The organism is Streptomyces sp. HSW2009, from assembly GCF_040240285.1.
Taxonomy (GTDB): Bacteria; Actinomycetota; Actinomycetes; order Streptomycetales; family Streptomycetaceae; genus Streptomyces.
This window is the reverse complement of record NZ_JBEHZD010000324.1, coordinates 1-9,060: the sequence shown is the minus strand read 5'-3', so window position 1 is coordinate 9,060 and position 9,060 is coordinate 1. Positions and strand designations below refer to the sequence as shown.

9 protein-coding genes are annotated in these 9,060 nt (G+C 74.5%); 1 reads left to right on the top strand and 8 read right to left on the bottom strand.

From position 1 onward, the window contains the following. The 8 genes from AAHZ94_RS22040 to AAHZ94_RS22005 form a co-directional block, all read right to left on the bottom strand. A partial coding sequence (locus AAHZ94_RS22040; RefSeq protein WP_349994706.1) for a serine/threonine-protein kinase occupies positions 1–940 on the bottom strand: 940 nt, incomplete at its 3' end. Positions 941–943: 3 nt separating this feature from the next. Next, entirely contained in the window at positions 944–3,289 is a 2,346-nt protein-coding gene (locus tag AAHZ94_RS22035) for a bifunctional serine/threonine-protein kinase/ABC transporter substrate-binding protein (protein WP_349994705.1), read from the bottom strand. A gap of 107 nt (positions 3,290–3,396) precedes the next feature. Beyond that, entirely contained in the window at positions 3,397–4,197 is an 801-nt protein-coding gene (locus AAHZ94_RS22030; RefSeq protein WP_349994704.1) for a hypothetical protein, read from the bottom strand. 163 nt (positions 4,198–4,360) lie between these two features. After that, on the bottom strand, positions 4,361–4,897 hold the full coding sequence (locus AAHZ94_RS22025; RefSeq protein WP_349994703.1) for a flavoprotein: 537 nt from the start codon (positions 4,895–4,897) through the stop codon (positions 4,361–4,363). A gap of 205 nt (positions 4,898–5,102) precedes the next feature. Next, a complete protein-coding gene (locus tag AAHZ94_RS22020; RefSeq protein WP_349994702.1) occupies positions 5,103–5,303 on the bottom strand; it encodes a hypothetical protein in 201 nt (66 codons plus the stop codon). Between the two features lie 209 nt (positions 5,304–5,512). Further along, positions 5,513–6,055, bottom strand: a complete 543-nt coding sequence (locus tag AAHZ94_RS22015) for a DUF2165 domain-containing protein (RefSeq protein WP_349994701.1) — start codon at positions 6,053–6,055, stop codon at positions 5,513–5,515. Positions 6,056–6,193: 138 nt separating this feature from the next. Beyond that, the gene (locus AAHZ94_RS22010; RefSeq protein WP_349994700.1) at positions 6,194–6,967 is read right to left on the bottom strand and encodes an SDR family NAD(P)-dependent oxidoreductase; all 774 of its coding nucleotides are present in this window, start codon (positions 6,965–6,967) and stop codon (positions 6,194–6,196) included. Between the two features lie 135 nt (positions 6,968–7,102). Continuing rightward, the gene (locus AAHZ94_RS22005) at positions 7,103–7,570 is read right to left on the bottom strand and encodes an Rrf2 family transcriptional regulator (protein WP_349994699.1); all 468 of its coding nucleotides are present in this window, start codon (positions 7,568–7,570) and stop codon (positions 7,103–7,105) included. Positions 7,571–7,975: 405 nt separating this feature from the next. On the opposite strand from AAHZ94_RS22005, the gene AAHZ94_RS22000 reads away from it, so the two are divergent. Beyond that, on the top strand, positions 7,976–9,022 hold the full coding sequence (locus AAHZ94_RS22000) for a phosphatidylinositol-specific phospholipase C domain-containing protein (protein ID WP_349994698.1): 1,047 nt from the start codon (positions 7,976–7,978) through the stop codon (positions 9,020–9,022). Positions 9,023–9,060 lie beyond the last annotated feature (38 nt).

Below are 9,060 nucleotides of genomic sequence, written 5' to 3'. Positions count from 1 at the left end.
GCGCCGCGCCCTGCACCGCCTCGCCGGGAACCTGCACGGTCGCCTCGATGGCGGGCAGCGCCAGCAGCTCGGTCGAGCGGCCGGCGATCAGCCGGATCACCGGTTCGGGCAGCCACGGCTCGCCCTCGCCCGGCAGCCCGACGGCCAGCCGCTCACCGAGCTCGGCGGCGGTCGGGCGCCGCGCCGGGTCCTTGTCCAGACACGCCCCCAACAGCGGCAGCAGCCCCTCGGGCACGCCGCGCAGCTCCGCCTCGGCGTGCACCGTGCGGTACAGCATCGCCGCCGGCGAGCCGGCCCCGAACGGCCGGCGCCCACTGGTCGCGAAGACCAGTACGCAGCCGAGCGAGAACACGTCGCTGGCCGGCCCCACCACGGGCCCGTGCGCGCGGGCCTGCTCGGGCGAGAGGAAGCCGGGGGAGCCGATCACCATGTTGAGGCCGGTCAGCGCCGTGTCCTGGGCCGAGCGCGCAATGCCGAAGTCGATCAGCCGCGGACCGTCGAGCGCCAGCAGGATGTTGCCGGGCTTGACGTCCCGGTGCACGAGGTCGGCCGCGTGCACGGCCGCGAGCGCCTCCGCGAGCCGCACCCCGAGCTGCCGCGCGTACGGCTCCGCCAGCGGCCCGAAGGCGGCCACCGCCTCGCCGAGCGCCGGGCCCGGAACGTACGCGGTGGCCAGCCACGGCGTGTCGCTCTCGGTCTCCGCGTCGGTGACCGCGGCGGCCCACGGGCTGTGCACCCGGCGCGCGGCGGCCACCTCACGGCGGAACCGCACCCGGAACGACGGGTCGTCGACCCGGTCCGCGAGGATCACCTTGATCGCCACCAGGCCGCCCCCGGGCGAGCGGCCGAGGTAGACCACGCCCATGCCGCCGGCGCCGAGCCGACGCAGCAGCCGGTAGCCGCCGATGTGCGACGGATCGGTCGGACGCAGCGGTTCCACGGGCTAGTCCTCCCCGAGCGCCGCGGCGCCGACGAAGTCGAACCGCCCGCGCTTGACCTGGTAGAAGAAGGTGCCGTCCGAACCCTTGAAGTCGCCGTCCGTCGCGTCGAACGCGATCTTCTTGGAGATCCCGTCGAAGCGGGCGGCGCGCAGCGCGTCGAGCACCGCCTTGCGCGTCGGCGGGCCGGCGGCAGCCCCCGCCAGCAGCTTGGACAGCACCCGGATGACCAGCCGGGCCGCGTCGTACGCCTCCACCGCCTGGTACGGCGGGGCGGTGGCGAACCGCTTGCGGTAGGCCGCGACGAAGGGCGCCGCCGCCGGCGTCTCGGCCGGGTCGATGAACGTCGAGGTCAGCACCCAGCCCTCGGCCGCGGAGCCGGCCTCCTTCAGGAACAGCGGGTCCAGCACGGCCTGGGTGGCGATCCGCGGGCCGGTGAACCCGGCCTGCTGCGCCGCGCGCGCGACCCGGGCCGCTCCGAGCGCCTTGCCGCCGAAGACGAGCGAGTCGACGCGCTGGGCGAGCAGGGAGCGCACGATCGACCCGTAGTCATCGGAACCGGTCCGCAACACCCGGGGCACCACCTCGCACTTCGGCACCAGCCGCAGCGAACCGGCCACCGCCCGGGTGATCGACCAACTGTAGTTGTCGGCCTTGCGGTCATCGATGAGACCGGTCCGCCGCGCCGGGGCGCCGCTCGTCAGGTACGGGACGATGGGCAGCGCTTGGAGGGCGTCGCCGGGGCGGGCCAGCAGCAGCGACCTGGTGGCTGCGCCGTTCGGACGCACCGTGCCCAGCGCGACGGCCACCGTGGCCAACAGCGCCTGGTCGTAGACCTCGACGGCCGACACCGCCACCTCGTCAACGCCGGGCCCGATCACGGCCAGCACCGAGCGGTCGTCGACCAGTTCGGCCGCCGCCGTACCGGCCCGGTCCACCCGTCCGCCGTCGTCGACCGCCTTCAGCCGCAGCGCGAACCGCCGGCCGCGGCCCGCATTGAACTCCTCGATCGCCAACTGCACCCCGGTGCGCTGCGCCTTGCCCCAGACGGCCTGGGCGCCGCTGAAGTCGCCGTGCACGCCGATCGTGTACGCGGGAAGGTCGGGCCCGTCATCGCCACCATCGGCCGACCCGCGCCGGGCCGCCCAGGCGGCCAGACCGCCCCCACCGGCCAGCACCACGGCTCCCGACGCGGCGAACAACCAGCGCCGTGAGCGCGCGGCGGGTGCAGTGGGCGCGGCGGGAGCGGCCCCCGCGGCCGGGGCCGCATCGGACGCCGACTGTGGTGGCGCGTCCCCGATCTGGTCCGCCGGCGTCACCGTGCGCGCGCCGGACCGGCCGTGGCGTTCGTTCCCTTCCTCCGCTCCGTTCCCTTCGTCTTCTTCGCGCGGCCTCTGCTGAGCGTCCTGCACGTCCTGCGCGTCCTGTGCGCCTGGCTCATCCCGACCGCCTTGCTGGTCGGGCAGGGCCAGCAGGGCGATGGAGCGGGCGGCGACCAGGTGGACGACGTGCGCCGGCAGCCAGTCCTCGGTGTCCGCCCGGCGCGGGTCGCGGACCAGGGCGCGGCGCACCGCGGTGGCGGTCGGGCGGCGCAGCGGGTTCTTGTCCAGGCAGCGCCCGAGCAGCGGCAACAGGTCCTCGGGCACCCCGGCCAGATCGGGCCGGTCGTGCACCGTGCGGTACAGCAGCGCCGCCGGTTCGCCGGTGCCGAACGGGGCCCGGCCGCTGGCCGCGTGGGCGAGCACGGCACCGAGCGAGAACACGTCGCTGGGCGGCCCGATCGCGGAGCCTGCGGCCTGCGCCTGCTCGGGGGAGAGGAAGCCGGGCGAGCCGATCACCATGTCGGTGGTGGTGATGGCGGTGTCGTCCAGGGCGCGGGCGATGCCGAAGTCGATGAGCCGCGGCCCGTCAAGGGCGAGCAGCACGTTCCCGGGCTTGACGTCCCGGTGCACGAGCCCGGCTCCGTGCACCGCCTCCAACGCCTCGGCCAGCATGTGCCCCAGCGCCCGCACCCCGTCGACCGGCAGCGGGCCGTAGCGGCCGACCACCTCGCCGAGGGCGGGGCCCGGTACGTAGCCGGAGGCGAGCCAGGGCGCGGCGGACTCGGTGTCGGCGTCGGCGACGGGCACCGCCCACCGGCTGCTGACCCGTCGGGCGGCGGCCACCTCGCGCCGGAACCTGGCGCGGAAGCCCGGGTCGTCCGCGTACTCCGGCCTGATCACCTTCAGCGCGAGCAGTGCCCCGCCCGGCGAGCGGGCGAGGTAGACCACGCCCATGCCGCCCGCACCGAGGCGGCCCAGGAGGCGGTGGTCGGCGATCCGCGACGGATCGTCGGAACGTAACGGTTGCATGAGCGGGGTCCCTTGCCCTCCGGTCACCGAAAGCGGTCACCACAAGCCCTCGCCCGCGGCGAGGTGGCCGCGGGCGCCCAGCAGCGTGCGCCCGGCCGGGCGCCTGGCTAGGCCAGTTCGCGCTTGACGTTCGCGCCCAACTCGGACGACGCGACGGCCATCATCTTCTCCAGGACGCCGCTGGCGAAGCCCTTGCCGCCCAGGATCGTCACCGATGTGGTGACCGTGCCGAGCCGGCTGGTGCCCCAGAGGTACGGGGTGGAGTCACCCGTGCCGTGGTTGGTGTAGGTGCCCATTTCCCAGACCTGGTCGTCGGCGGTCCGCTGGCCGCGCTTGCCCCACGGATTGCTGGCCGATATCAGGCCGGTGACCTCTTCGTCGGCGCTCAACTGCTGCTTGGGACAGCGCAGCACCTCCTCCAGGGTGGTGGCGAGCTCCTGGTCGGCGCTGTCCACGTCCCGGTGCACGGAGATGACCGAGACCACCTCGACGGCGCCCTTGCCGCCCTGCGCCGGGAGCACGCTGTGCTGGGCCAGGCTGGTCAGCACCCGGGGCGGCAGCGCGGCGCGCTGCCACACACACCGCGAGTCCAGCACCGCCCAGCGGCGCGGGTCGTCCTCGAAGGGCTCCCCACGAGTGAAGTCAGGGCCGAACTTCCTTGGTTCCAGAGCGATTCGGCGCGCCATCCGCAGCGCGCCCGCGCTGTCGGTGGGGAACCGGCTGGGGCGCAGCGTGTAGTCAGGGGCGGTCGGTCGCGGGCTCGGCTTCGTCTTGGCCACCGGGTCCTGGCCGCCCGGCGCGGCCCCCGAGCCGGGCCGACTGCCCTGCGACGACGCGCCATCCGGCGTACCGCCCCCCGCGGAACACCCCACCACCAGCAGCAGCAGCGCCACCCCCACGCTCAGCACTGCCCGAACGGACCTGTGCGCACTCACCGTTCGCCCCTCCCCAAGGCCGAATCCGTGGCCCCACTCTATGACCCCCCACTGACAACGGGGCCCGTCTCGCACCCTTCGCCATGGCCCGGGCCCCTGCGCCGCCAGCGCCGACCGGCAGGCCGGGACCGGCTCGCTAGGGGAGCGCGGGCAGGGCCGCCACGGCGCGGTCCCACGGGTACGCCGCGGGGTCCCCCTGCTTCGGCGGACGCGGCTCGTACCCGTCGGGCCCGAGCAACACCCTGACGCCCTGCGCCCGCAGCGTCTGCACGCTGCGCGGCACCGCGGGCTGCGCCGCCTGGGCCTGGTTGAAGCACGGCATGGCCACGACGGGCACGCCCAGGTGGACGCCTTCCGATACGAGGCCGATGGCCAGGGTGTCGGCGATGCCCGCCGCCCACTTGTTGAGGCTCGTGCAGCTCAGCGGCGCGATGAGCATGGCATCGGCGGACGGCAGTACGTCCGGCTCGGTGGGCAGCTTGTAGTGGGACCGCACCGGATGCCCCGTCAGCTCGACCAACTCCGGCAGCCGCGGCTCCCACCAGCGGGCGGCCGACGGCGTCAACACCAGGCAGGTGTCCCAACCGGCCCGTTGGGCCTGGCGGATGCCCGCATCGACGTACTGGGTGGGTCCCGCCGCACAGGCGATGAGGTACAGGACGCGTCGTGTCATGACCGGAGTCCACCGCGCCGGGCCCGGCCGTGCAACCCCCCACAGCCCCGAGGCGGTAGGTCGGTCCGCGCGGTGCGCGTACGCCGCGGCCAGGGGGCCAGCCGTACCCCCGCCCGGCCCACTCTCCGGTACGACGGGGGCGCCGGCCCACACGCCGGCCGGCGCCCCCGAACGTTCCCGGCTCGCCCCTGCCCCCGCCGCGGGGTCAGTCGACCGTGCTGGTGCGGCCGAGCAGGGCCGCGTGCTCCAGTACGTCCTCCATCGGGTCGTCGATCTGGCCGGTGGAGATCAGCGCCATGCGCGGGGCGTTGTGCGAGTTGCTGTGCGTTTCGTCGGCGTGTGCGATCCCGGCCGGCAGCGCGGAGGCCAGGAGCGTCGCCCCCGCCGCTGACAGCTTCCTCGGCATGTTCCACATGATGGCGTCTCCTCGCCTCGACGGTGCGTCGGACCTGCGGTGGTCCTGCGTCGCCCTACGTATCCGCCCGGGCGGTGCCGAGGTCACGGCGCAGCGCCCGGCATCATCCGAACCGGGCCGGTGGGGCGGCCCGGCCCGGCGCCCGGCCCGGCCACGCAGGCGGCTCACACGGGTCAGGCCCGTCGCCCGCCCGGCCGCTGTCAGCCCCGCTCCCCGCCCCGTGGCCCGTCCTGCGTCCGCTCGTCCCGGAGCGGCAGGTGGACCACCAGCAGGGCGACGCCGGCCAGCACCACGCTCCGGGTGGCCGCGTCCAACCCGTTCCAGTCCTCGGACTGCCACATCGCGAACCACTCGCCGCCGACGCCGATGAAGCCACCGCCGAACAGCACCAGCACCATCACCAACCCCCACGTGCTGCCCGTACGGGCCGACTCCACCGGGCCGCCGCGTATCCCGCGCGCCCACCGCACCGTGGCCAGGCACAGGAGCAGGGCGGACACCGCCTCCCAGCAGATGATCGCGACGTACGCGACGTCCTGGAGCGGGCGCGAGGTGATCGCGCGCCACATCAGGTCCTCGTCCTTGAAGGTGGTGTCCATCGCCAGGACGTGGCGGACGAACTCCCGGTTGGTGCCGAAGTCGGTGACGTTGCCGACCACGACCAGGGCCAGGTAGAGGGCGGTGACCCCGGTCAGCGCGGTGGCCGCGAGCGGGACCGGCCGCAGCCGGCGAGTGACGTTCATGCGTTCCTCCACGGTCGTGAACTCCCGCCCCAGTGTGGCCCGTACGTCACGTGAAGATCAGCCGCCGCTCAACCTCCTGGCCGGGCGGGGAGGCGCGGCCGGCGCGCACCGCTGCCGGGCCGGCTGACGGCGGGCCGCTCAGAGGGACTTGAGCAGCCCGCCGTCGACCACCAGGTCCGCGCCGCTCATGTTGGCGACCTGCCCGGAAGCGAGGAACACCACGAGCGCCGCGATCTCCGCCGGTTCGGTGAACCGACCGGTCGACGCGCCGAGGAAGGCCGGCAACTCCTGGGGCGACAGGCCGACCCGCCGGGCCAGCGCCGCCCCGGGCCCGTCGGGGGAGGTCCACACGTCCGTACGGACCGGGCCCGGCGAGATGGTGTTGACCCGCAACCCGCCGGGCCCGAACTCCTCCGCGAGCGCCTTGCCGAGGTTGGACAGTGCCGCCTTGGCCGCCGACTGGGCGACCAGCCGGGGCTGCGGCAGCCTGGCGTTGACCGAACTGATGTTGACCACCGCGCCGCGCCGCGCCAGCAGGCTGGGCAGCGCCGCCCGGGTGGCGCGGACCGCCGCCATCAGCGTCAGGTCGAAGGTGTGGAGCCAGGCCGCGTCGTCGAGTTGGGCGAAGCCGCCGGGTGGCGACGAGACGCCCGCCACGTTGTTGACCAGCAGGTCGATCCCGGCGTGGCGGCTGAGCGCGTACTCAACCAGTCGCGCGGGGCCTTCGGGGGTGCCGAGGTCGACCTCCAGGGCGTCCGGCGTCACCTCCGCCAGCGCATCGGTGACGGTGCGGCTTCCGGCGACGACCGCGTACCCGTCGTCGACGAGCGCGCGTACGGTCGCGAGTCCGATGCCCCGCCCGGCTCCCGTTACCACCGCGATGCGCGGCTGTTCGGTCGTTGTCGGCGTCATGTCGTACGTCCTCCCTGGTGAACTGCGGTCCTCGTGAAGCGCAACGTAAACTGAAACTGAAATGGTTGCAGTTTGGTGCTGAAGCAAGAGCGGAGGGGCTGCCTCCGCCCTTTGTGGTCGGTGGTGCGGGGTGGGTCAGTGGGCGTCGGTCGGGGGAGCGGTGGAGAGTTCCCGCTCGACCGTGTGCACCCGGTGCAATAGATGGGCGATGGTGGTCCGGCCCAGCCGCTCCCGCAGGGCCTGCTCCGCCGCCTCGAACTCCGTCTCCAGGAGCGCCCGCATATGGCGTCCGACCTCGCAGTCGGTGCTGGGCGGGTGCGGGTGCCGGGCCAGGATCGGGCCGGACTCCACGGCGGCGAACGCGTCGTAGAGCGTGATCTCGCGCGCGTCGCGGGCCAGCGACCAGCCGCCGCCGCGGCCCTCGACCGATGTCACCAGGCCGGCGTCCCGCAGGCTGCCCAGGATGCGCCGCACCAGAACCGGGTTGCTCGCCAGGCTCTCCGCGGCCTCCGCCGACGGCAGCGGGGCCAGCGAGGACTCGGCCCGCCGGGCCAGCAGCGTCAACGCGTGGATGGCCACCGCACTCCTGCTGCTGAGGCTCACGATGCCCCTCCTGTCGCTTCCTGTCGCTGTCGATCGGCTGTCGGTCGGCGTGTGTCGATCGGGTGGTGTGTCGTCGCGCCGCCGACGGGGTGGTGCGTCCCAACGCCGAGGCGTCGGTGCCTCGATACGTCGCCACGCGAAGTCGTCGGGGGTCCGGGCGTCCGGACCCTGGGGCAGGTGAAACTGTAATGAGGTTAGTTGCAGTTCGGTGGAGGGTCAACGCGACACCTGCCCGGCGGGACCGTCTGCCCGGACCGCCTGCCCGGACCACCGGCCAGGGCCGCCCGTCGGAGCCGCCCGCCAGGCCTCACCGCACCACCCGGCCCCCGCCCTGGTGGCAGCCGCCGGCCCTCCCGTACGCTGGCGCGCGTTCGGGCGGTAGCGGGAGACGACGGGGGAACGGGCATGGGCACGGCGGTAGTTCGGGGTACGGTCACGCTCGCGGCGCTCGCCGGGTTGCTCGTCGGGGGCACCGCCCCGGCCGGTGCCGGCTCGGACGCCGATGACCGCGCCTACGCGGCCACCACGTCGGTCGGCGTGCACAACGCGTACGAGAAGAGCAGCTACCCCCGGCTCGCCGATGCGCTGGACTCCGGCGCCGCGCTGCTCGAACTGGACGTGTGGACCAATGCGTTCGGGCCGGGCTGGCGGGTCTCGCACAGCAACCCGCTGGGCAACGACAACAACTGCACGGGCGCCGCATCGGCTGCCGACCTCCGCACCGGCCAGCGCACCGACCGCGACCTGCCGGGCTGCCTGGCCGACCTGCGGGCCTGGCACGACGCGCACCCCGGCCACCGGCCGGTGCTGATCAAGGTGGAGCTCAAGGACGGCTTCTACGACAAGCGCGACCGCGGGCCCGACGAGTTCGACGCGCTGCTGGACCGGACCCTGGGCGACGCCCTCTTCCGGCCCGCCGACCTGACGGGCGACCACGCCACGGCGGACGCGGCGGTGCGCGAGCAGGGCTGGCCGACCAGGAGCGCGCTGGCCGGCAAGTTCCTGGTCGAGCTGATCCCGGGCACCGTCGAGGAGAACAACCCGCTCGACAAGCTGTGGACCGACCGCGAGTACGCCACCCACCTGCGCGACCTGGCCGCCCGCGACGAACTCCCGCGCGCCACCGCCTTCCCCGCGGTGCACGGCGCGAGCGCCGGCGACCCGCGCGAGCGGTACGCGGACGCCACGATCCGGCCCTGGTTCGTCCTCTTCGACGGCGACGCGGCCAGCTACGTGCGGCAGAACATCGACACCGCCTGGTACGACCGCAACCACTACCTGCTGGTCATGACGGACGCCCACAAGGTGCCGCCGGCGATCGACGGCACCTCGCCCACGCCGGAGCAGGCCCGTACCCGGGTCGGCGAGCTGGCCACCCGGCACGCGAGCTTCGCCACCGCCGACTGGTACGCCCTGCCGGACGTGCTGGCCGCCGTGCTGCCCCGCGGCTGAGCCGGCCACCGGCCCCGGCGGCCCGCGCAGCGCGGCGG

Excerpts from the sequence above, each read along its gene's own strand:
- AAHZ94_RS22035 (WP_349994705.1), bottom strand. The coding sequence starts at position 3,289 with ATGCAACCGTTACGTTCCGACGATCCGTCGCGGATCGCCGACCACCGC.
- AAHZ94_RS22025 (WP_349994703.1), bottom strand. The coding sequence starts at position 4,897 with ATGACACGACGCGTCCTGTACCTCATCGCCTGTGCGGCGGGACCCACC.
- AAHZ94_RS22020 (WP_349994702.1), bottom strand. The coding sequence starts at position 5,303 with ATGCCGAGGAAGCTGTCAGCGGCGGGGGCGACGCTCCTGGCCTCCGCG.
- AAHZ94_RS22015 (WP_349994701.1), bottom strand. The coding sequence starts at position 6,055 with ATGAACGTCACTCGCCGGCTGCGGCCGGTCCCGCTCGCGGCCACCGCG.
- AAHZ94_RS22010 (WP_349994700.1), bottom strand. The coding sequence starts at position 6,967 with ATGACGCCGACAACGACCGAACAGCCGCGCATCGCGGTGGTAACGGGA.
- AAHZ94_RS22000 (WP_349994698.1), top strand. The coding sequence starts at position 7,976 with ATGGGCACGGCGGTAGTTCGGGGTACGGTCACGCTCGCGGCGCTCGCC.